This is a genomic window from Frankia sp. AiPs1, assembly GCF_023716945.1.
GTDB lineage: Bacteria > Actinomycetota > Actinomycetes > Frankiales > Frankiaceae > Frankia.
This window is the reverse complement of sequence record NZ_JAMQQF010001003.1, coordinates 1-1,127: the sequence shown is the minus strand read 5'-3', so window position 1 is coordinate 1,127 and position 1,127 is coordinate 1. Positions and strand designations below refer to the sequence as shown.

The 1,127-nt window shown below is 75.3% G+C and carries 1 protein-coding gene; it reads left to right on the top strand.

Annotation, left to right across the window (positions count from 1 at the left end; genetic code table 11):
* Positions 1-158 precede the first annotated feature (158 nt).
* Positions 159-1,127: PAS domain S-box protein (locus ND748_RS32475; protein WP_251750083.1), on the top strand; the 969-nt coding region annotated here is incomplete at its 3' end.

Genomic DNA, 1,127 nt, shown 5'->3' with positions numbered 1-1,127 from the left:
GCGGCGGCCAGGCGGCGCGGCGGCCAGGCGCTGACAGGGTGCGACCGGGTGCGACCGGCCCGTTCACGACGATTCCGGCCACTGCTACCGGGTAGGCCGAACACGTGGCGCGATCCCCGTCGCTCGACGGAGGGAGGACCGCCGGACCTGCCCTGGACGTGACCGACGGTGTGTTGGAACGTCTCGACATCGGCCTGTTGGCCACCACGGCGTCCGACGGCGTGATCAGCGCTGTCAACGACACCGCGAGCCGGATCCTCGGCCGTGACCGGGCCGCGCTGATCGGCTCCCGGCTGGGGGACCATCTGCAACCCGGCGACGCCGCCCGGCTGCGGGACTACCACCACCGTCAGCTCTCCCCGCACCCACCGGCCCCGGACCCCCCTGCGGTGCGCGGCCGGGCCGCGGGCGAGGCGCCGGAGCCGCCGTTGGCGGTGCGCCTGGTCCGTCCGGGCGGCTCGCTGGTGCCGGTGCTGATCGTCGCCACGGCGGTGCCCGGGGACGACGGGCCGCGGATCGTCAGCCGGGTGCAGGACGTCACCGAGCAGGAGCAGGCGAACCGGTACCTGCGGCTCGTGCTGGACCACAGCCCGGTGTCGATGCTGCTGATCGACCAGTCGGGGCGTTCGGTGTTCGGGTTGGGCGCGCACACGGCCGAGGAGGCCGCGGGCCTCGCCGCCGCCGAGTCGGCGTCGGTGTTCGACGTGTTCGCCGATCATCCGCAGCCGATGGCCATGCTGCGCCGAGGTCTCGCCGGTGAGCCCGGCGCGCGGATCGTCGGCGCGTTCGGCCGCTACCTCGACCTGCACGTGATGCCGATCCGCGACCCCACGGGCCAGGTCAGCCTGGTCGCGGCCATCACGATCGACATCACCGAGCGGGAAAGCGCCCGCGCCGCGCAGGCCCACCTCGCCGACCTGGCCCGCCAGGCCCTGGTCACCCTCGAGCCGGCGGTGCTGTGGCGCCGGGCGACGGCGGTGCTCGCCGAACATCTGGGGGCGACGGCGACCCTGCACGAGGTCGACGGGGATACCGGCGCGCTGGGCCTGGTGGCCGTCGACGGTCCGTCGGTGTCGCGGACCATCGCCGCCGCGGTCGCCCAGCAGGCCCTGCGCGGGCCCGCGGGG